Source organism: Lentzea sp. NPDC051208, assembly GCF_040682435.1.
Lineage (GTDB): Bacteria > Actinomycetota > Actinomycetes > Mycobacteriales > Pseudonocardiaceae > Lentzea > Lentzea kristufekii.
Map to the genome: position 1 here is coordinate 490,351 of NZ_JBFBAW010000003.1, position 20,028 is coordinate 510,378.

Below are 20,028 nucleotides of genomic sequence, written 5' to 3' on the forward strand. Positions count from 1 at the left end.
CCTCGTGCGATCAGGCGTCGATCTTCTCGCGTTCCGGTTCCGCCGCCGCGGCAGGAGGCTTCGGCAGGAACCGCTTGAGCAGCGGGAAGAACAGGATCACCACGACGACCACGTAGACGATGATCGCCATCGGGCTGTTGACCAGGCCGGTCAGCGAGCCGTCGGAGAGCTGCAACGAGCGGCGCATCTGCTGTTCCGCGGCCGGGCCGAGGATCACGCCGATGATCGCGGGCAGCACCGGCAGGCCGTAGCGGCGCATGCCGAAGCCCAGCAGGCCGATCACGAACATCAGCAGCAGGTCGAAGATGTCCGCGTTGACCGCGTAGGCGCCGACCGAGGCGAAGAACAGGATGCCCGCGTAGAGGTACGGCCGCGGGATGCGCAGCAGCTTCGCCCACAGGGGTGCCAGCGGCAGGTTCAGCACCAGCAGCAGCGTCAGGCCGATGAACAGCGACGCGATCAGCGCCCACACCAGGCCGGACTCGCGCTGGAACAGCAACGGGCCGGGCTGGATGCCGTACTGCTGGAACGCCGCGAGCATGACGGCCGCGACCGCCGTGGTCGGCAGGCCCAGGGTCAGCATCGTGACCAGGGTTCCCGCCGCGGAGGCGGAGGCCGTGGACTCCGGGCCCGCCACGCCCTCGATGGCGCCCTTGCCGAACTCGTCCTTGTGCTTGGAGAGCCGCTTCTCCGTCACGTACGACAGGAACGTCGGGATTTCCGCGCCGCCGGCCGGGATCGCGCCGAACGGGAACCCGATCACCGGGCCGCGCAGCCACGGCTTCCAGGTGCGCTTCAGGTCCGCGCGAGACAGCCACGGACGGCCGACCGGGATCGGTTCGAACGGCTTGCGGCGCAGGTGGGCGGCGACCCACAGGGCCTCGCCCACCGCGAACAGGGCCACCGCGACCACGACGATGTCGATGCCGTCGGCGAGGTGCAGCGAGCCGAACGTCAGGCGCTGCTGGCCGGTCATCTCGTCGAGGCCGACCAGGCCGAGCGTCAGGCCGATGAGCAGCGAGGCGAACCCGCGGATGCGGGACGCGCCGAGCACCGAGGTGACGGCGATGAACGCCAGCACCATGACCGCGAACAGGTCGGGCGCGCCGATGTCGACGGCGTGCTTGGCGACGAACGGGGCCAGCAGGACGATCAGGATCGTGCCGATGATGCCGCCGGTGAAGTGGCCGATGGCAGCGGCGGCAAGCGCTTGCGCACCCCGTCCCTTGCGGGCCATGGGATTGCCTTCGAAGGCGGCCACGACCGCGGCGCTCTCACCCGGTGTGTTCAGCAGGATCGACGTCGTCGAACCGCCGAACATGCCGCCGTAGTAGATGCCCGCGAACATGATGAACGCGCCGGTCGGCTCCATGCCGTAGGTGACGGGCAGCAGCAGGGCCACCGCCATGGCCGGGCCGATGCCCGGCAGGACGCCGATCGCGGTGCCCAGGAGCACACCGATCGCGGCGAGCAGCAGGTGTGTCGGCGTCAGCGCGGTCGCGAAGCCGTCGAGCAGTTGTTCCACCTAGAACACCTCCATCAACGGGCCACCGGGCAGGGGGACGCCGAGCAGGTTGTTGAACACCACGAAGGTGAAGATCGACAGGCCGGCCGCGATCAGCGGGTCGCGCACCAGGTTGCGGCTGCCCAGGGCGTAGGCCGCGCCCCAGAACAGGATCGCGCCGGAGATGGGGAACCCGACCACGCCGATCAGCACGGCGTTCGCGAGGAAAGCCCCGCACAGCAGCAGAACCGTGCGCCAGTCGGCGGGTGCGGACAGGTCGACGTCCTCGCCCGCCTCCGCCTCGCCCTTGCCGCCGCGCAGCACGTCGCGGGCCAGCAGCGCGGCGACGATCAGCAGCAGCGAGCCGACCAGGATCGGCACGGCCTTCGGGCCGACCGGGCCGCGCTGGGCGAAGTCGGTGGGGATGCGCAGCGCGTCGGTGAGCACCAGCACGCCGAGCACGACCAGCAGGGCGCAGATGCCCAGCTCGGAGTGGTCGCGGAGCCAGCTCCTGCGCTCCGGTTTCGTCACGGTCGTCATGCCAGCCCCAAGTCCTTCAGCACCGTTGCCACCCGCTTGTTCTCGTTCTCCAGGAAGGTCCTGAACTCGTCTCCCGGCGCGAAGGCGTCCGTCCAGCCGTTGCGCTGCAGCGCTTCCTTCCACTGCGGCGTCTTCTGGAGGTTCTGGAACACCTCGACCAGCTTCGCCCTGTCGGTCGGCGAGATGCCGGGAGGAGCGACGATGCCGCGCCAGTTGGTGAACTCGACGTCCACACCGGACTGCTGCAACGTCGGCGCGTCGACGCCCTCGATGCGGTTCTTGCTCGTCACCGCGAGCACCCGCAGCGTGCCGGCCTGGATCTGGTCGCGGTACTCGCCGACGCCGGAGACGCCGAACGCGACCTTGCCGCCCAGCACGCTCGCCAGCAGCTCGCCACCACCGTCGAACGGGATGTAGTTGACGGTCTTGGGCGGCAGGCCCACGGCCTTGGCGATCAGCATCGGCGCCAGGTGGTCGGGACCGCCGGGAGCCGAACCGCCGCCGACCGTCACCGTGCCGGGGTTGGCCTTCCAAGCGTCGACGAGTTGTTGCATCGACGTGTACGGCGAGTCCTTCGCGACCACGACGATGTCCGGTTCCTCGATCAGCTTCGCGATCGGGGTGGTGTCGAGCAGCGAGTTCGGCGACTTGTTCGTGTACACCGCGCCGACGACGCCCAGACCCATCGACATGATCAGCTTGCCGTTGCCGCGCTCGCCGACCGTGCGGCCGAGTCCGACCGTGCCGCCGGCGCCGGGGAGGTTGAACACCTCGGCGTTGCGCAGCAGGTCAGCGTCTTCCATGGCCTTCGCCGCCGTGCGCGCCGTGATGTCGTAACCGCCACCTGGCGCGTTCGGCACCAGCACTCGAAGCGCCCGCACCTGACTGCCTTCGCCGCTGTCCGCACCCGGCGTCAGCAGCGGTGGCACGAGCAGGACGGCGAGCAACGCCGCCGCCACCGCCACCCACACCTTCACCGACACTGTGATCCCCGCCTCTCGTCCGCGTGGTTGGACATGTTGCTCTGGTGTAAACCTTGATGTCGCTCTTGCGCTTCTAAGGTTTCTTTCGGTCTTTCTGGTCACGGGAGGTCACATGCGTCGCCGCCGTTCCCTGGCCAGTCAGCTCCTCGCATGGCAACTGGTAGTCGTCACGCTGCTACTCGGCGCGGTGGGCGCGCTGACAGTCGTCCAGACGGGCAGCAACTTTCGCTCCAACGAGGAACGCCGGATGCTGTCGGTCGCGGAGACGGTCGCCGCGAACTCGCTGGTCCAGGAGCAGATGGGCAACTGGCGCCTGCTGTCCGCGCCCGCCGAGACCGCGCGCAGCCTCTCCGGTGCCTCCTACGTGCTGATCCTCGACGAGAAGCGGCTCGTGATCGCGTCGCCGGATCCGGCCCAGATCGGGACCACATTGGACACCCGCACCACCGCGCTGGAGGGCAGGTCCTGGACGGGCACGGTCCGCGACTCCATCGAGGCGCACGTGCCGGTGTTCGACCCGACGAGCCGCCAGGTCAACGGCATGGTGGTCGCCGGCGCGGAGGACCCGGGCATCTTCGCCGGTGCGCTGGAGCAGCCCGTCGACGTGCTGCGCTACCTCGCGATCGCGCTGATCATCGGCGTCACCGGGTCGTTGCTGCTGGCCCGCCGGGTGAAGAACCAGACGCTCGGGCTGGAGCCGCACGAGATCACCGCGCTGGTCGAGAACCGCGAGGCGTTGCTGCACGGCATCCGCGAGGGCGTCGTCGGCCTCGACGGGCAGCACCGGATCACGCTGGTCAACGACCACGCGAGCGACCTGCTGGCGTTGCCGGAGGACGCGGTCGGGCGTTCGGTCGAGGAGCTGGAGCTGAACGACCGCCTGCGCGACGTGCTGACCGGCCGTGCGACCGGCGTGGACCAGCTGGTGCTGCGGCAGGGCGTCGTGCTGACGTTGAACCGGATGCCGATCGAGGGCGGCGACGGCGCCGTCGTGACGTTGCGAGATCGCACGGAACTCCTTGCGCTGCAACATGAACTCGACGCCTCACAGCACGCGACGGACACGCTGCGGGCGCAGGCTCACGAGTTCGCGAACCGGCTGCACACCATCGCCGGGCTGATCGCGCTCAAGGAGTACGACGAGGTCACCAACTACATTCACCAGATCAGCTCGGCGCAGGACCAGTGGCGGGCCGAGGTCGGCTCGTCGATCGGCGACCCCGCCGTGGCCGCGCTGCTGATCGCCAAGGCGTCGCTCGCGGCCGAACGCGGGGCGGCGCTGCGGATGGGCCCGGACAGCGTGCTGGGCAGGGTCGACGAGGCGCTGTCGGCGGACCTGGTGATGGTGCTGGGAAATCTCGTCGACAACGCGTTGGACGCGCTGAGTTCGCTGAACACGAACGGCGCGGGGAAGTGGATCGAGGTAGGTGTGACGCAGTTGGACGACGAGGTCCAGGTCGTGGTGCGCGACTCCGGTCCCGGTGTGGCGCCGGAACTCGCGGAAGAGGTGTTCCGGCACGGGTTCACGACCAAGGCGGCATCGCACGGCGAACGCGGCATCGGGCTCGCGCTGATCAGGCGCGCGTGCCTGCGGCGCGGCGGTTCGGTGAGCGTGTCCGGTTCGGTCTTCACGGCAAGGCTGCCCTGGTGATCCGGGTGCTGGTCGTCGACGACGACTTCATGGTGGCCAAGGTGCACAGCGGTTACGTCGCGCGCACCGACGGGTTCGAGATCGCCGGGGTCGCGCACACCGGCGGGGACGCGCTGCGGCTGGTGCGGGAGCTGAAGCCCGACCTCGTGCTGCTCGACATCTACCTGCCGGACATGAGCGGGCTGGAAGTGCTGAAGTCGTTGCGCGCCAACGAGGACGTGGACGTCATCGTGATCACGGCGGCGACCGACGTCGAGACGGTGCGCAGTGCGATGCGTGGCGGCGTGCTGCACTACCTGATCAAGCCGTTCGACTACTCGGCCCTGCGCGACCAGCTCGCGCACTTCGCGTCGTTGCGGGAGAAGCTGCACCGGCTCGACTCGGCCGGGCAGGCGGACGTGGACCAGGTGTTCGGCGCGCGGCCGACCTCGAAACCGTTGCTGCCCAAGGGGTTGACGCCGGAGACCGCGCGGCTCGTGGAGACCGCGCTGCGCTCACACCCGGAAGGGCTGTCGGCGTCGGAATGCGCTTCGTCGACGGGCGTCGCACGGGTCAGCGCGCGCCGGTACCTGGAGCACTTCGTGTCGATGGGACGGGCCGAGGTCCGGTTGCGGTACGGCGGCACCGGCCGGCCCGAACGGATCTACGGGTGGGTGGGGTGACCGCTAACCTTCGCCGCGTCTGTCGACGTTCAGACGGGCGCATCGTGGCACCGGCCCCGCGTCCTCATATCGGGCATATGGGGGCGCGGGGCCGGTGCCGCGAGGCGTCCTGCTGAGCGCCGACAGACGCGGCGGAGATTGCGGGCACCTCACCTCAGTCCCAGGAGCCTGATCGGCCGCGGCCTCGTTTGGTGTCCGCGCGGCGCTTCTTCGAGGCGATGCGGCGTTCCTGCGAACCCCTGGTGGGCTTGGTCGCCCTGCGCACCGGAGGCGGTGGCGCGGCGGCCTCGCGCAGGATCACGGCGAGGCGTTCGCGCGCGGCGGCACGGTTCTGCAGCTGCGCGCGGTGCTCGGAGGCGGCGATCGTGATCACGCCGTCGACGAGCCTGCCCGCGAGCCGATCGAGCATCCGCTGCTTGAGGTGATCGGGGATCGACGGCGAGGCAGCCAGGTCGAACGAGAGCTCCACGCGGCTGTCCGCCGTGTTCACTCCCTGCCCGCCCGGCCCACCTGACCTGGAAAAACGTTCGCGCAGCTCGGACGCCGGCACCACCAGCGTCCTCGTCACGGTCACGTCGTTCATGCCTCAAGGTTAGAAGGTGAGGCCCGGCAATGTCGCGATCTTTATCAGCTCCTCGCGGTCCAGCAGTGGCGCGAACCGCTGCGGAGTCCCACCGCCGGTGGGATCGCCCCACACCGCGTCGCTGAAACGGCCGATGTTGTCGCTGCTGATCCGGATGCTCGTGCCGTCGGGCCTGATGGCGTTGACGTACACGACCTGCACGCCCGGGCTCGTGCTCGGCAGCTGGATGCTGCGGATCCTGGTGCCGTCACGCTCCTCGATGCGGCACGAGGGGTCGTCGCAGCTGCCGAGCTCGGAACTCTTGGCGCGGCCGATCACGATCGTCAGACCGCCGACGCCCTGGGAGTCCCGCAGCCTCGCCACCGCTCGCCGCAGGTTGTCGGGAGTGTTGGTGTCACGGGTGAAGAACGTGAGCGCACCGGCCTTGATCTCCGGGACGTCCTCGGCCGTGACGCCCGGCGGCAACTCGTAGGAGGTCCGCAGCAGGTTGGTCAACTCGGCGTTGCGGTCGGCCGCGGAATCCGCCTGGGACATCGCCGGAGCCGATGTCTCGTGCGGACTCGCCAGGTAGCCGGTCAGTCCGATCCCGGCCAGCAGCACGAACGCCATGGCCCCCGCGATCGCCGTGCGCCTGCGGACCAGCTTCGTCCTGCCCTTGCGGATCACCTCGGAGGTGTAGATCCGCGACACCGGCTCGTTCTCCAGCAGGTCGCGCAACGCGGCGAGTCCCTTGGCGGCCTGGCTCTTCACCGTGCCCTCCGTCCTGCCGAGGATGCGGGCGGTCTCGGTGATGCTCAGGTCCTCCCAGTACCGCAGCACGACGACGGCGCGTTGCCCGGCCGGCAACGCGTCGAGGGCACGACGGAGGTCCAGATCCGTGGTGGCGTCCGTCACCGCGCTCTCGGGCACGGTGTCGACGATGCGTTCGCGCTGGAAGAACCCGCGCCGGGTCTCGTCGACGGCGGTGCGCACGAGCACCTTGCGGGCGTAGGCGTCGACGCTGTCCTTGCGCACGCGCGACCAGGCCACGTACATCTTGATCAGCGCGGTCTGGACGATGTCCTCCGCGCGGTGCCAGTCGCCGCACAGCAGATAGGCCGTGCGGCGCATGACGAGCGCACGGGCGTCGACGAACTCCCCGAACTCGCGGTCGCGGTCCAAGTGCCCCCTCCTCGGTCGCCGCTTACTACGCGGCGACTGTGCCGGAAGGTTGCCTCAGCACTTCGCGAGCCCGCGGAGCAGTTGGCCGGTGATCGTGGTTTCCCGTCCATGATGGTCGCAGTTTTCGACCACAGGGGGCTGTTGTTGAGCTACCACACGAGCAACGACCTGGAAGGCGGCGTGAGGTTCGGATGAAACCCTTCGCACTGGCCCTCAGCGCCGTGGCCGTTGCGTCCGCGGGCTGCTCGTCCGGTGAAGCCGAGCCCGGCTGTCCGGCTGTCTCCGATCCGGTGGTCAGCGAGCGGATCGTCACGGTGGTACGGGACGTGGCCGAACACCGGACACGCGCGATCATCAACGCGGCGGAAGGATCAGCGCCACTCGTGTTGAGCGACGACGCTGTCCAGGTCTCGCCTGACGCGGCGAAGACCGCCGAACGCGCCTACAACGTGCTGTCCTGGTCCAATGCGGAAGCCGGCTACGTGCGTTACGAGATCAACAACGTCAAGGTGAACTCGGTGTCCGCCTGTGAGAACACCGTGGTCGCCGAGGCGACCGCGACAACGAGGCTGTACCACCGAGCTGGGGGCTTCACGGGGTCGGTGTTCGGCCCGGTGGAGTTCGAGTTCGACACCGCAGGCGGGCGGTGGACCTTGAAGGGACATCGACTGCTCGGCGTGGTGAAGCAACGTCCGATGGTCGAGCCCACGGACTGGGAGTACGAGAAGTTCGACAACCGGTGAGAGCGGTCTCGCTCCGCAGCGAGCAGGGACGATGCCGGCGAGATCGCCGGCACCGTCCCCTGGGCTGACCGTCAGAACCGCGGGTGGTCGCCGACGAGTGCGGCGCCGCCCTGCTCGGACTTGGTGATCTCGCCGAGCACCCACGCCGGCACGTGGCGGGCGGTGAGCACGGCCAGTGCGCGGTCGACGTCCTCGGGCGCGACGACGGCGACCATGCCGACGCCCATGTTGAACGCCTTCTCCATCTCCTCGCGCTCCACGCGGCCGCGCTGGGCGATGAGCTGGAACACCGGCGCGGGCGTCCAGGTGCCGCGGTCGAGCGTCGCGTGCAGGCCGTCCGGCAGCACGCGGGCCAGGTTCGCGGCCAGGCCACCACCGGTGACGTGGGAGAACCCGCGGACCTCGGTCTCGGCGATCAACGCCAGGCAGTCCTTGGCGTAGATCTTGGTCGGCTCCAGCATCTCCTCGCCGAGGGTGCGGCCGAACTCCTCGACGTGGCCCTCCAGCGGCATCCGCGCGATCTCCAGCAGCACGTGCCGGGCGAGCGAGTAGCCGTTGGAGTGCAGGCCGGACGAGCCCATCGCGATCACGACGTCACCGTCGCGGACGCGGTCGGGGCCGAGCAGCTTGGAGTGCTCGACCACGCCGACGCCGGTGCCGGAGATGTCGTAGTCGTCGTCGCCCATCAGGCCGGGGTGCTCCGCGGTCTCGCCGCCGAGCAGCGCGCAGCCGGCCTGGACGCAGCCTTCGGCGATGCCCTTGACCAGCGAGGCGATCCTGTCGGGGACGACCTTGCCGACGGCGATGTAGTCCTGCACGAACAACGGCTCGGCGCCGCACACGACCAGGTCGTCCACGATCATGGCGACGAGGTCGATGCCGACGGTGTCGTGCTTGTCGAGCGCCTGCGCGATCGCGATCTTGGTGCCGACGCCGTCCGTGGAGGAGGCGAGGATCGGCTCCTTCCAGCGGTCGAGCTTGAGCTGGAACAGACCCGCGAAGCCACCGATGCCACCGAGCACCTCGGGCCGGTGCGCCTTGGCCGCCCACGGCTTGAGCTTCTCCACCGCCTCGTCACCTGCGGCGATACTGACTCCGGCGGCGGCGTAGGTGGCCTTGGCGCTGTCGGTCACGTCAACTTCTTCCACTTGGATATCGGGTGCTCAGGGGCGACGCAAGGCGTCTTCGGCACCATAGCCGCTCGCCAGAACGGGAGCCGCCGAGCCCGACACGCCCTTGAGGCCCTCGAGCAGGTGCTTGCCGATGAGGGCGTCCTGCGGCAGTTCGATCGGGTACTCGCCGTCGAAGCACGCCGAGCACAGCCGCGACTTGGGCTGCTCCGTGGCCGCCACGAGCTGCTCCAGCGACACGTACCCGAGCGAGTCGGCGCCGACCGAACGCCGGATGCCGTCGTCGTCCAGGCCGTTCGCGATGAGCTCCGCCCGCGAGGCGAAGTCGATGCCGTAGAAGCACGGCCACTTGACGGGCGGCGACGCGATCCGCACGTGCACCTCGAGCGCACCGGCCTCCCGCAGCATGCGGACGAGCGCGCGCTGGGTGTTGCCGCGCACGATCGAGTCGTCCACGACGACCAGGCGCTTGCCGCGGATGACGTCGCGCAGCGGGTTCAGCTTCAGCCGGATGCCGAGCTGGCGGATGGTCTGCGACGGCTGGATGAACGTCCGGCCGACGTAGGCGTTCTTGACCAGGCCCGACCCGTACGGGATGCCGCTGGCCTGCGCGTAACCGATCGCGGCCGGCGTGCCGGACTCCGGCACCGGGATCACCAGGTCGGCCTCGACCGGGTGTTCCTTGGCGAGGCGGCGGCCGATCTCGACGCGCGTGGCGTGGACGCCGCGACCGGAGATCGTCGTGTCCGGCCGCGCCAGGTAGACGTACTCGAAGATGCAGCCCTTGGGCTCGGGGGTCGCGAAGCGGGTGGACCGCAGCCCGTCGCCGTCGATCGCGATCAGCTCACCGGGCTCGACCTCGCGCACGAAGCTCGCACCGACGATGTCGAGTGCCGCGGTCTCGCTCGCGACGACCCAGCCGCGTTCCAACCGGCCCAGGACCAGCGGACGGACGCCGTGCGGATCGCGCGCGGCGTAGAGGGTGGACTCGTCGGAGAACGTGAGGCAGTACGCGCCCTTGACCGTCGGCAGCAGCTCCAGCGCGGCCTGCTCGATGCCCTTGTCGGCCGCCGCGTGGGCGAGCAGGCCGCAGAGGATGTCCGAGTCGGTGGTGGCGCCGTTGCGCTCGACGATGCCGAGGCTCTTGGCCTTCTCCAGCAGCTCGGCGGTGTTCACCAGGTTGCCGTTGTGGCCGAGGCTCAGCCCGGAACCGGCGGCGGTGGTGCGGAACGTGGGCTGCGCGTTCTCCCAGGTCGTGGACCCGGTGGTGGAGTAGCGGCAGTGGCCGACGGCCACGTGGCCCTTGAGGCTCTGCAGGACCTGCTCGTCGAACACCTGGCTGACGAGTCCGAGGTCCTTGAAGACGACGACCTGCGCCCCGTCTCCGACCGAGATGCCCGCGGCCTCCTGGCCGCGGTGCTGCAGGGCGTAGAGCCCGTAGTAGGTCATCTTGGAGACGTCTTCACCCGGAGCCCAGACGCCGAAGACGCCACACTCCTCACGGGGTTCCTGTTCGGACTGGGAATGGTCGTCGACCACCGAATTGGCTCCCTAACGATGGGGCTGGCTTCAACCCGAGTGTAAGTGGAGCAGGGGGCCAACTACCCCCTCCAGACCCCTGGTGAGGTGATGAAACTCATGCCTTCCGGCACTTCGAGAGCTGCAGCGGGTTCCCGTTGAGGTACTCGAAGCCCTCGGACTGTTCCTCGCCCACGCAGATGATCTCGTCGCCCACCGCCACCTGGTCGCGCACCTTCGACTCGTCCACGAAGTCGTCCGGCTCCACGAAGGCGCCCTTGAAGGCACCCGGCTCGGGTGCGCCGCCCGGCAGGCCTCCCACGAGGTCGAGGTAGATGCGGGTGGCGCAGATGACGTCGCTGTAGCCGTCGTAGCAGGTGTTGATGCTGGAGACCCGGAAGCGGATCTCGCCCTCCCAGCGGCCGAGGCCGCAGCCGGTCAGCACCAGACAGGCCGCGAGCGCCGCGATGATCTTGCGCATCAAGCCTTCTTGCAGTTCGTGGTCTGGGAGCGGGTCGCGATGTGCTTCTCGTCGACCCGTTGCTGCACGACGTGGCACACCACCTCGTCGCCGATCGCGACAGGTTCCGGGAACTCCCTGGCGAGGACGCGGCCCGAGTACCAGTCGCTGACCATGTCGACCGGCTGATCCTGCGCCAGAACCAGCTCGTACCCCTCGGAGTCCGCCTCGGTGACCTTGAACCTGACGTCGCCCTCGAACCGCCCGTCGCCACAGGCGGTCAGCACGAGGCAGGCGGCGAACGTGACGATGATCTTGCGCATCAGGCCTTCTTGCACTTCCTGATGTGCGTCACGACGTTCGAGTTCCCGAACGCGTTGCCCTTCTCCTGTTCAACGGAGCAAAGCACCTCGTCACCGACCTGAGCGCCTCCGGCCTGGCTCGTGAGCAGTGGCGTGCTCTTCAGGTCCTCGGGTTTCAGCGAACCCCCGGGCACCTCTCCCACCAGTTCGAGGTCGAAGAACTCGGACGAGCTGGTGTTGTGCGACGAGACGATCTTGTATCGGAGTTCCTGTTGCCAGGACGCCGCACATCCGGCGAGCAACAGGCAACCGAGCACCACCGCAGCGAGCTTGCGCATCAGTGCCCCCGTCCGACCTGGAGGACGTCCAGCACGCGCCGGTCGCCGGTCATCTCCTTGAAGGTCATGCGGTTCCAGAGCCAGAAGTAGACGACCTCGGCCTCACCGGTCACCTGCGCGTCGCCCTCTTCACCGGGAGCAGCAGCCCGGATCTCCGGTACTTCGCCCGCCACGAGAGAGATCAGCCACGACTCCGGCACGTCGGTGGGACGCACCAATGCGGTGCCGGTCACGGTGCTCGGCACGTCGCCGTCGAGCTGGGCCGCGACGATCGTGCTCAGCACCTCGTCGATGCCGTCTGCGCAGAGGTCGGCGTCCGTGGCCGCGACCTGCCGGACGACCGTCTGCGCGTCGAACCGGCGCAGCACGGTCTCGTGCGCGATCCGGCGGTGCCAGACCCAGGCCAGGTCGGGTGCGGCCGGCGAGAACGTCCACACCGGGCGGTTTCCCGGCACGGCCGTCAGGATCTCCGCGGCCGCGGTCAGCTGCAGGTCGAGGTACTGCAGCGGCGACAGCCCGGCAGGCGGGGGCGGCGGCTGCATCGCGGTGCGGCTGCCGGTGCGCAGGTACTCGGTGGAGGTCTGCAGGAAGCGCGCGAGGTGGATCACCAGGTCCTGGACGGTCCAGCCGGGACGTGTCGGCACCTCGGCGGCCGGGTCCGCGTCCGTCACTGCCTTGCGGAACAACTCCGCCTGCTCGATGAACACAGCGGTCCACCGCTGAGCCGTCCACCCTGTCTGCACCATGAGCGACATCGTGCCCGAAACGTTCAACCCGCGAGTGGGGAACCGGTCATGATGTGTCTGCGTCGCAGTGATCGAAGACCAACACGGGGGTGGCGATGTTCGGCGTTGAGCCAGAGCTGCTGCGCACCGCGTCCAAGGAGTTCGGCAACGGCTCCGACGCGGTGCGCGAGGCAGCGGAGATGATCTCGATGCTCCAGCTCGACGCGGGCGCGTTCGGGGAGGTCGACGCCGCCGCGGAGTTCGCGGACGCGCTGTCGAAGTTCGTCGGCACGCACTCCCAGGACCTGCAGCGCGGTTCCTCCTGGTTCACCGACGCTGCAGAGGGTCTCGTGTCGAACGCCGAGGCCTACCAGCGCACCGATGACGACCACGCGTCCGCGTTGAAGAAGCTCTTGCAGGGATTCGGGGGCGGGCAGTGAGCTACACGGATCCCGAGAGCCTGTACGGCAGGCTCGCGTCCGGTGACGTCGGCCGGATCGCCTCCGCCGCGGACCCGATCACCGGCGCGATCAGCGCGGTCGGCCGTGCCGGGGAGTCCGTCACCAACGCCGGCAAGACCGCCGCGAGCAACTGGACCGGCGACGCAGCCTCGAAGTTCACCGCGCGGGCCCAGTTGTCCGCCACCGCTGCCAAGGCTGCTGCCGAACGACTCGGCGCGGGCGTCGACATCGTGCAGGCCGCTTCGCGTGCCTACGGCCAGATGCGCGGTGCGGCGGACCAGGCGATCAGCGTGTGGCGTGGCCGTCCGCCGGGCATGGACGCGGAACAGACCCGCCAGCTCGCCAACCAGGTCAACGAGCACCTGGACAAGGTGAAGTCGGGCTACAACAACGTCCTGCGCTCGTATGCGAGCGCGCTCACGAAGATTCCGCCGGGCTTTGAGGAGTCCGCGCGCACGGACGGCGGCTGGAACCGCGCTGCCCAGCGCGCTGGTGCGGGCGGTGCCCTGCCGCCGGTGCCGCCGCCCGGCAGCGATCCGAAGGCCGTCGCCGACTGGTGGAAGTCGCTCAGCAAGGACCAGCAGGAAGCGCTCAAGAACACCAAGTACCAGGAGCTCGGCCAGCTCCGCGGGCTTCCCGCCGACGTGCTGGACCACGCGAACCGCAAGCGGATCCCCGAGGACGCGGCGCGGTTCAACGCGGAGAAGGACCAGCTCAAGCAGCAGCTCGCCGACCGTGCACGCGAACTCGGCGTCGACCCGAACTCGTCGGAGGGCCAGCGCGCGCTGCGCAACGACGCCCAGGGCTCGCAGCTGATGTCGCAGTACGACGAGGCGGCGCGGCGCGCGAAGAACGCGGACGATGCGGTCGGCGCGTTGGTCCAAGCCGAACAGATGAGCAAGGAGAGCGGCAAGCAGGCGTACGTGCTCGCGTGGAGCCCGGACGGCGCCGGCGCCAAGGAAGGCGCGATCGCCGTCGCGTTCGGCAACCCGGACACCGCGAAGAACGTCGCGGTGTGCGTGCCCGGCACCACGTCCACGCTCAGCAGCTTCGGCCTGGACCAGGCCTCGAACCTCAGCGCGAAGATGGGCCCGGACGGCGCGGCGATCCAGTGGCTCGGCTACGACGCACCGGAGTTCCTGCCCGGCCAGGTGAACGACCCCGCACAGGCGATCGAGGGCGGTCAGATCCTGGCGAAGGACGTCGAGGGCTACCGCGCCACCAACCCGAACGCCCACGTCACGGTGATCGGCCACAGCTACGGCAGCACGGTCGTCGGCTACTCGGCCATGGACAACGGCCTGAAGGCGGACGACATCGTGTTCGTCGGCTCGCCGGGTGTCGGTGCGTCCAACGTCGACCAGCTGTCGGCCGGCGGCGGGCACGTCTACGTCGGTGGCACCGAACACGATCCGGTCATCCAGGCGACGAGTGGTGACTGGTTCACCAAGGACGGGTCGTCGACCGGTCCCTACGACTCCTCGTTCGGCGCGAAGACGTTCGGCACGTCCGGCGAGTCGTGGATCGGGCACGCCCACTCGTCCTACTACGACAAGGACTCCGAGTCGCTCAACAACCTCGCCAAGATCGCCAACGGCGACGGCGGGAGCGTCACCGAGCAGCGCTGGCAGGACGCACCCACGCCGCGTGAGGTGCCCGGTTCGGACATTCCCGGGGTCGGGCCGGTCATCGACTGGGGGGTCAACACCGGCAAGGAGGTCGTCGACATGGGCGAGGACGTCTGGCGCGGTGGTGGTCAGGTCGTGGACGACATCTCGAACGGCCGCTGGGGTGACGCGGCCGGGCACGCGGTGGACACCGTCGGCGAGGTCGCGAGCGACGCGGGCGACGTCGTGGTCGACACCGTGGGCAACGCGGTGGAGCTCGGGCGCGACGTCGTCGACGGCGTCGGCGGCGCTGTGAAGACGATCGGGTCGTGGTTCTAGAACTTCACGACTGGCAGCAGGGGTGAGAGGTCGGCCCGGGTTCCCGAAGCGGTGACCCGGGCACCGTCCAGCGCGTCGGTCCAGGCGAGCGCGCCGGTGGCCAGTTCCAGCCACGTGCGGGCGTCGGTCTCCACGACGTTCGGGGGCGTGCCGCGGGTGTGCCGCGGCCCTTCGACGCACTGCACCGCCGCGAACGGGGGAACGCGCACCTCGACGCTGCGGCCGGGCGCGATCTGCTCGAGGGTGCGCAGGCTCAGCCGGACGGCGGCGGCGAGCGCGGGACGTTCTGGCTGGTCAGCCTCTCCTCGCAACCACGGGAGCACCGCCTGCACGGCGGCTCGCATCTCGGCTGGGTCGACGGCTTTGGCTGGCACGTCGCCCACATTAGCGAAGGGGCAGCGGCGCTCCCCGGGCTATTGGTATACCTCTGGGCTGTGATCAGGAACTTCGCCGTCGTCGGTCCCGGGCAGGCGACCAGGGAGCGGTTGACGGCGGCTCTGGCGGCGGCACCGAACATCTCGACCTACCGGATCGGGCGGGGCGCGGACCCGTTACCCGTCTCGGCCACCTTCGACCCCTCCGACCAGCCGGGGTGCCGGAGCGTGCTGGACTGGTTCGAGCGCGGCGCGCCGTCGGGTGCGGTGCTGCTGGTGGACGACTGGTCGCTGTGCGCCGGGTACGACCCGGACCTGGTCGGCACCGTCGAGTGGATCGCCGCCTTCGGTCCTGCCAGGGGAGTGCAGGTCGTCGTCACGGCGCGGAACTGGGCGGACGTGCCGGACCGGCTGCGGCGGCACCTGCACGGTGAGGCCACGGACTTCCTCGGCCTGCACGAGATCGAGTCCGACCTGAGCAACAAGCACCAGCGCCACGACCTCAGCGCCGCCGTCGGCGGGGACGCCAGCGGATGGCCGGTGTACCTGGACATCGGCGCCGACGGGCCGCACGGCACCTACCTCGGCCCTGCCGCTGTTCGCGAACAGCGGCTCCTCGCCGCGTTGCTGGGTCTCATGGTCACCCACTCGTCGGACGACCTGAACCTCGGCTTGATCGACATGAAGAACATCGGCGTCTTCGACGGTCTGGACACGGCGCCCCACGTGTCGTTCGCGCTCAACGGCGAGGACGACCGCGAGTTGTTCGAGCGGTTCCAGGACGGGCTCGCCGGCGAGCTCGACCGGCGGCAGCGGCTCCTCGGCCGCGAACCGTTGCCGGTGCTGCTGATCTGCGTGGACAGCGCCGAGGTGCTGATCGAGCGGCACCCCGGCTTCCAGCACGTCCTGGAGTCCCTCACCCGAGCGGGCCGCGGTCTGGGCATCCACCTGCTCTACTCCGGTGACGCGTTCCCGGCCTCGTTGCCCTTCCGGATTCCCGAATGGCCCTCCGCGGTGCCTCCGCACGACCTGGAGGACTGGGCGGAACTGCTGCCGGCCATGCTGATCGGCTCCGCTCCGCCCGCCCATGTCCTCGCGCTGCCACCACAGCGCCAGAGCCACGCGGACGTGACGCTGAAGATGGTGCCGCCACAGCGCCAAAGCCAGCCGGAACTGACGCTGAAGATGCTGCCGCCCGGCGCCATCGGCCTGGTGGACAACCCCTTCGAGCAACGACGTGACGTGCTGGTTCCGACGTTCACCGAGGAACTCCGCCACGGCGCCATCGTCGGCAGACCGGGCACCGGCAAGAGCACGACGCTGCGCACCCTCGCCGCCGTGCTCGGTGATCCGGGCCGCTACCAGCTCCTCGACGGCCCCGGCGAGCCGCTCGATCCGCAACGCCACATCGTCGTCACCGCCCGCACGTGGGACCAGGTGCCGCCGTTCATCAGGAACAGCCTGGCCTTCGCCGTCGAGTTCCGCCTGGACGACCCGGCCACCTCGCTCGTCGACCCCGGCCTGGCCGCCCGCGTGCCGGACCGGCCCGGCTTCGGCCTCTCCGTGCCGCACCGCCTCCCCGCGCAGATCGCGCTCCCGTGAACCATCTCGCCCTCATCGGCCCGCCCGAGCTCGTCAAGCGCCGGATCGCCGCGATACCGGGGATCTACCGCATCGGGCGGGGCGAGGCGGCGGGGGTCGCGGTGAGCTTCGAGCCTTCCGACGAGCGGCGGCGGCAGAACCTGCTGGCGTGGTTCGAGCGGGGGGCCGAGCCCGGCGCGACGCTGCTGATCGACGACTGGAAGTTCTGCAGCGACGCCGATCCGGGGCTGGCCGACTCCGTCCGGTGGATCGCGGCGGCGGCCTGGAACGTGCGGGTGGTCATCACCGCGCGGGCCGTGGACGAGCTGCCGGAGCGGCTGCCGTTGCGGGTCGAGGTGCTGGACTTCCTTTCCCTGCACGGGTTGGCGCGGTTCACCAAGGCGCTCGCGTGGAAGGGGCGGTGGTGGAAGGTTCCGGTCGGTGTCAGCGCGAGCGGCAAGCCGGTGGTCGCGGAGCTCACGCACTTCGCCGACGGGAAGTGGCGGACGGGATCACATCTGAGCGTCACCGCGCCGGAAGCGTTCCGGAGCCTGGTGCTGGGGTTGATGACCACGCACTCGCCCAAGCTGTTCCAGGCGGTCTTCATCGACGCGCACGACACGGACGTGTTCGCCGGGCTTGATCAGGCCCCGCACGTGCTGGCACATCATCGTCACGCATCCCTTGCCCCGCAAAGGGTCGCGGAGGAGCTCCTGGCCGAGTCGGAACGCCGGCTCGAAGTCGTCGGCAACACCTGGACGATCTTCGACCACCGCGGGTTCGACCAGGTGCTGCCCCAGCTCCTCGTCTGCGTCAGGGGTTTCGCCGATCTCGAAGCGACCGAGCTAGGTGCGGCGCTGCTGACCATCGCGCAGGACGTCGGGAAGTCCGGCGTGCAGCTGTTGCTCGACGGTCCGCACGAGGTGGCGGACCTGCGGGTCGACGACTGCGCTGTGCCCGCGAACCTCGACGAGGTGGCGCAGTCGTTGCCGCGCTTGATGCTTCAGGACGAGCCGGTGCCGGACTTCTTCACCCTGCACGAGATGCCGAACAAGCACGTGTGGCGGCCGCGGCCGGTCAAGCTGCAGTACCGGGTCGCGGTCGGGGTGGACGAGTACGGGCAGCCGGTCGAGATCGACCTGAAGTCCAAGCACCTGCAGGACGGGATGGGGCCGCACGGCGACGTGGTCGCGCCGGAGGGACGACGGGCGGAAGGCATCCGTGCGCTGGTTCTCGGCCAGATGCTGCGGCACTCACCGAACGAACTCCAGGTCGTCCTCATCGACTTCCACGGCAACGGCGTGTTCGCGGGCCTGGACGGCGCACCGCACGTGCGGCACGGCATCGTGGACCTGCTGGAAGACCACGAACAGCGCACGAGAACGGTGGCCGACAATCGTCACCGCACCATCTGGGACCACCGCGCGGCAGGACACACACTGCCCGAGCTGCTGGTCTGCGTCGACGGTGTGCACGGGCTCTTGGAGGAACGGCCGGAGTTCAGGGAGATCCTGCAGACCCTTGCCACGGCGGGACGCACCTACGGCCAGCACCTGTTGCTGTCCGACACGACACCGAGCGAGCACTCGTCGTACCGGCTGGAGCTCACCGGCCAGGGCTGGACGCGGCGCATCGGGAGGTCGGTGGAGAGGCTCCTGCTCCCCACCGACCTCAACGACGTGGCGTGGTCCCTGCCGGTGGCGATGGCTAACTCATGAGCGGCGCAACTTCCGTTGTGCGTCATAGAGGTTGCGCGGTGTCACATCGGTCGTGCCGTAGAGCTCCAGGCGGGAGTTCAGCTCGCCGGTGAAGTCCGGCTTGTCGATCTGGCCGAAGTCGCGGACCTCGGAGATCGCCACGGTGGCACTGCACGGCGCGACCTGGTCGATGCGGACGTTGCCGGCGCGCTGGTTGGTGACGGTGACGTTCCAGTGCGCGAAACGGGCGCCGTACAACGGGCCCGCGTTCGCGCTGCCACCGTGCGCGCCGACGTTGTTGATGGTGATCTCGGTGCGGACGTTCGCGAACGGCAGGCCGCGGTGGGTGTCGAAGACGTCGTGGTCCATGCGGCCGCGGGTCCAGACGTTGCCGCAGGACAGGCCTTCGACGTTCAGGCCGTGGTTGCCCGCGCCCGCCTGCGAGGGCTCGGACGGGGCCTCGATCACGAAGCCGTCGGTCAGGTTGTCGTGGGACTGCTCGCGCACCGCGTACGCGTGGTGGTGGCCGCGGCCGGACACGCGCGTGTTCAGCAGCGAGATTCCCTTGGAGGACACCAGGAGGAAGCCGTTGTCGACGTCCTGGACGTGCACGTCGTCGGCCCAGCAGTCCCACGCGCACTGGAACGCGACACCGTTGTACCCCTTGTCCTGCAAATGCTTCGGCGTCGGCACCTTGAACATCTCGATCTTGATGCCCTCGACACCCGCGCCCGTGACGACCGGCGCCATCGTGGTCAAACGGGCCTTCCACTCCGGGCGGATCTCCAGCGGCAGCGGCTGCGCGAGCTTCACCCTGTTGCCGCGCGCCCACTCCACCCGCACTGGCCACAGGAACGGGAAGTACGACAGGAGCTTGTCCTTGTCGTCCCACCTGTACGTGGCGGTACCGGGAACGTCCCCGCACATGTGCTTGGGCAACGAGTAGTTCGAGTCGTCGAGCCGCAGCAGCACGCGCTGACCCGCCCGCAGCGAACGTCCGTTCTCGACGGTCACGACGAACGAACCCCTTGCGGCGGAGCCGGTCACGGCCGTCAGCGTCGAGCCCTGCTCCAGCTCGTTGCCCGTCCAGCCCTCGAACGGCCACCTGCGGGCCTTGATCGCGTCCACCAGCGGCTGGTACCGGTCGCGGTGGCAGACCCACACCAGGCCACCGGACCAGCTCCACGCCGAGTTCTCCGAGCCGTAGCGGCTGCGGTTGATGCCGACGATCTCCTCCAGCGACCTGGTCGCGCAGAACGTCGTCTTCGCGCTGCCCGCGCCGCGCAGCACCACGTTGTCGTAGCCGATGCGGATGATGTCGTCGATCCGGTAGCGGCCCGGCGGCACGAACACGGTGCCGCCGCCCAGCCTGCCGACGAACTCGACGGCCTTGTTGATGGCGGCGGAGGCGTCGGCCGAGCCATCTCGCTCGGCGCCGAAGAAGAGGACGTTCGCGAGTACCGGTCGACGAGCGGGCTTCTCGCCCGTGCGGTAGCCGGCGTAGGCGACGTTGGGGATCTGCGGGTGGTTGTACGGGTTGGCAACGAACTCGTGCCACAGCGACGCGGAGGACTGCGCGGTGGCAGTCCCCGTCATCGCTGACGTCCCGACCAGTGCAGCCCCTGTAGCCAGCAGGAACAGCCTTCTGTCGATGCTCATTTCGCCGTCT

20 protein-coding genes are annotated in these 20,028 nt (G+C 69.4%); 7 read left to right on the plus strand and 13 right to left on the minus strand.

Going from position 1 to position 20,028, the window contains the following annotated elements:
• Positions 1–10: 10 nt before the first annotated feature.
• Genes AB0M48_RS09835 through AB0M48_RS09845 form a run of 3 tightly spaced genes read right to left on the minus strand, consistent with a single transcriptional unit; the run spans position 11 to position 3,009 of the window.
• Entirely contained in the window at positions 11–1,525 is a 1,515-nt protein-coding gene (locus AB0M48_RS09835; protein WP_363838044.1) for a tripartite tricarboxylate transporter permease, read from the minus strand.
• Complete coding sequence (locus AB0M48_RS09840; RefSeq protein ID WP_363838047.1) at positions 1,526–2,044, minus strand: tripartite tricarboxylate transporter TctB family protein; 519 nt, start codon at positions 2,042–2,044, stop codon at positions 1,526–1,528.
• Positions 2,041–3,009 (minus strand): tripartite tricarboxylate transporter substrate-binding protein, encoded by a 969-nt coding sequence (locus AB0M48_RS09845; protein WP_363838363.1) that lies wholly within the window; start codon positions 3,007–3,009, stop codon positions 2,041–2,043. Before AB0M48_RS09845 ends, AB0M48_RS09840 begins: the two co-directional genes overlap by 4 nt.
• Before the next feature lie 130 nt (positions 3,010–3,139).
• On the opposite strand from AB0M48_RS09845, the gene AB0M48_RS09850 reads away from it, so the two are divergent.
• Together AB0M48_RS09850 and AB0M48_RS09855 are read left to right on the plus strand one after the other, a co-directional pair.
• Positions 3,140–4,678 carry a sensor histidine kinase gene (locus AB0M48_RS09850; protein ID WP_363838051.1) on the plus strand — a complete coding sequence of 513 codons (1,539 nt, stop codon included), beginning with the start codon at positions 3,140–3,142 and terminating at the stop codon, positions 4,676–4,678.
• Positions 4,675–5,340, plus strand: coding sequence for a response regulator (locus AB0M48_RS09855; protein WP_363838055.1), 666 nt, complete (start codon positions 4,675–4,677; stop codon positions 5,338–5,340). The genes AB0M48_RS09850 and AB0M48_RS09855 overlap by 4 nt, the downstream gene beginning before the upstream one ends.
• Positions 5,341–5,494: 154 nt before the next feature.
• On the opposite strand, the gene arfB is transcribed toward AB0M48_RS09855, so the two are convergent.
• Positions 5,495–5,923: an alternative ribosome rescue aminoacyl-tRNA hydrolase ArfB gene (gene arfB, locus AB0M48_RS09860; protein ID WP_319983196.1), complete on the minus strand. Its 429-nt coding sequence runs from the start codon at positions 5,921–5,923 to the stop codon at positions 5,495–5,497.
• A 9-nt stretch (positions 5,924–5,932) separates the two neighbouring features.
• Entirely contained in the window at positions 5,933–7,084 is a 1,152-nt protein-coding gene (locus tag AB0M48_RS09865; RefSeq protein ID WP_363838060.1) for a SigE family RNA polymerase sigma factor, read from the minus strand.
• A 191-nt stretch (positions 7,085–7,275) separates the two neighbouring features.
• Here AB0M48_RS09865 and AB0M48_RS09870 point away from each other — a divergent pair, with 191 nt between their 5' ends.
• Complete coding sequence (locus tag AB0M48_RS09870) at positions 7,276–7,827, plus strand: hypothetical protein (RefSeq protein WP_363838065.1); 552 nt, start codon at positions 7,276–7,278, stop codon at positions 7,825–7,827.
• A 71-nt stretch (positions 7,828–7,898) separates the two neighbouring features.
• Here the strand turns inward: AB0M48_RS09870 and purM are convergent, their stop codons facing one another.
• From purM to AB0M48_RS09900, 6 genes are all read right to left on the minus strand, one after another.
• Positions 7,899–8,960 carry a phosphoribosylformylglycinamidine cyclo-ligase gene (gene purM, locus AB0M48_RS09875; protein ID WP_363838068.1) on the minus strand — a complete coding sequence of 354 codons (1,062 nt, stop codon included), beginning with the start codon at positions 8,958–8,960 and terminating at the stop codon, positions 7,899–7,901.
• A gap of 30 nt (positions 8,961–8,990) precedes the next feature.
• Complete coding sequence (gene purF, locus AB0M48_RS09880; protein WP_090066113.1) at positions 8,991–10,496, minus strand: amidophosphoribosyltransferase; 1,506 nt, start codon at positions 10,494–10,496, stop codon at positions 8,991–8,993.
• A gap of 97 nt (positions 10,497–10,593) precedes the next feature.
• Positions 10,594–10,956 carry a hypothetical protein gene (locus tag AB0M48_RS09885; protein ID WP_363838073.1) on the minus strand — a complete coding sequence of 121 codons (363 nt, stop codon included), beginning with the start codon at positions 10,954–10,956 and terminating at the stop codon, positions 10,594–10,596.
• The gene (locus AB0M48_RS09890) at positions 10,956–11,258 is read right to left on the minus strand and encodes a hypothetical protein (protein ID WP_363838077.1); all 303 of its coding nucleotides are present in this window, start codon (positions 11,256–11,258) and stop codon (positions 10,956–10,958) included. Before AB0M48_RS09890 ends, AB0M48_RS09885 begins: the two co-directional genes overlap by 1 nt.
• Positions 11,258–11,575 (minus strand): hypothetical protein, encoded by a 318-nt coding sequence (locus AB0M48_RS09895; RefSeq protein WP_363838081.1) that lies wholly within the window; start codon positions 11,573–11,575, stop codon positions 11,258–11,260. Before AB0M48_RS09895 ends, AB0M48_RS09890 begins: the two co-directional genes overlap by 1 nt.
• Positions 11,575–12,321 carry a maleylpyruvate isomerase N-terminal domain-containing protein gene (locus AB0M48_RS09900; RefSeq protein ID WP_363838084.1) on the minus strand — a complete coding sequence of 249 codons (747 nt, stop codon included), beginning with the start codon at positions 12,319–12,321 and terminating at the stop codon, positions 11,575–11,577. Before AB0M48_RS09900 ends, AB0M48_RS09895 begins: the two co-directional genes overlap by 1 nt.
• A 95-nt stretch (positions 12,322–12,416) precedes the next feature.
• Here AB0M48_RS09900 and AB0M48_RS09905 point away from each other — a divergent pair, with 95 nt between their 5' ends.
• On the plus strand, positions 12,417–12,740 hold the full coding sequence (locus AB0M48_RS09905; RefSeq protein WP_363838088.1) for a DUF2563 family protein: 324 nt from the start codon (positions 12,417–12,419) through the stop codon (positions 12,738–12,740).
• Complete coding sequence (locus tag AB0M48_RS09910) at positions 12,737–14,707, plus strand: alpha/beta hydrolase (protein WP_363838091.1); 1,971 nt, start codon at positions 12,737–12,739, stop codon at positions 14,705–14,707. Before AB0M48_RS09905 ends, AB0M48_RS09910 begins: the two co-directional genes overlap by 4 nt.
• Here the strand turns inward: AB0M48_RS09910 and AB0M48_RS09915 are convergent.
• Positions 14,704–15,081, minus strand: a complete 378-nt coding sequence (locus tag AB0M48_RS09915; RefSeq protein WP_363838095.1) for a sterol carrier family protein — start codon at positions 15,079–15,081, stop codon at positions 14,704–14,706. The two genes, AB0M48_RS09910 and AB0M48_RS09915, sit on opposite strands and share 4 nt — an antisense overlap.
• 60 nt (positions 15,082–15,141) lie before the next feature.
• Between AB0M48_RS09915 and AB0M48_RS09920 the strand changes: the two genes are divergently transcribed.
• Together AB0M48_RS09920 and AB0M48_RS09925 are read left to right on the plus strand one after the other, a co-directional pair.
• Positions 15,142–16,683: a hypothetical protein gene (locus AB0M48_RS09920; RefSeq protein WP_363838099.1), complete on the plus strand. Its 1,542-nt coding sequence runs from the start codon at positions 15,142–15,144 to the stop codon at positions 16,681–16,683.
• Positions 16,680–18,380 (plus strand): hypothetical protein, encoded by a 1,701-nt coding sequence (locus AB0M48_RS09925; protein WP_363838102.1) that lies wholly within the window; start codon positions 16,680–16,682, stop codon positions 18,378–18,380. Before AB0M48_RS09920 ends, AB0M48_RS09925 begins: the two co-directional genes overlap by 4 nt.
• On the opposite strand, the gene AB0M48_RS09930 is transcribed toward AB0M48_RS09925, so the two are convergent.
• The gene (locus AB0M48_RS09930; protein WP_363838105.1) at positions 18,375–20,018 is read right to left on the minus strand and encodes a glycosyl hydrolase family 28-related protein; all 1,644 of its coding nucleotides are present in this window, start codon (positions 20,016–20,018) and stop codon (positions 18,375–18,377) included. The two genes, AB0M48_RS09925 and AB0M48_RS09930, sit on opposite strands and share 6 nt — an antisense overlap.
• Positions 20,019–20,028 lie beyond the last annotated feature (10 nt).